Annotated in this window: 1 protein-coding gene; it reads right to left on the bottom strand. The window is 48.2% G+C overall.

What is annotated here, in order from left to right:
* On the bottom strand, positions 1 to 274 hold a 274-nt coding region (locus tag QWY28_RS23760), incomplete at both ends, for a hypothetical protein (protein WP_300955370.1).

The raw sequence follows: 274 nt of genomic DNA, 5'->3' as shown, positions 1-274 counted from the left end.
GGCGGAAATCGCCCTTGAATTCGAGGGGCGAGATGAGGGTAGAAAGGGCCAAAACCGCAGCGCTGGACAAATCGGGCGACGGGCTCAGCACGAGCATGGGTTTGCCCAAAATCACCCATTCCCATAGTAGCCAAATTTTAGAGATGATTCCATATAAGGGTGCACATAGAGGCACCGTATGAAGCGCACGAGTGTCAATTTCAATTTTGGAGTCCGAAACTTTTGAAATCGGTTTTTGCTTTTGTTTGCCTTTTGGTGACGAAGAATCCAATAC

Source organism: Nocardioides oceani (genome assembly GCF_030412965.1).
GTDB classification, from domain to species: Bacteria; Actinomycetota; Actinomycetes; order Propionibacteriales; family Nocardioidaceae; genus Nocardioides; species Nocardioides oceani.
This window is presented reverse-complemented; position numbering and strand designations above follow the sequence as displayed.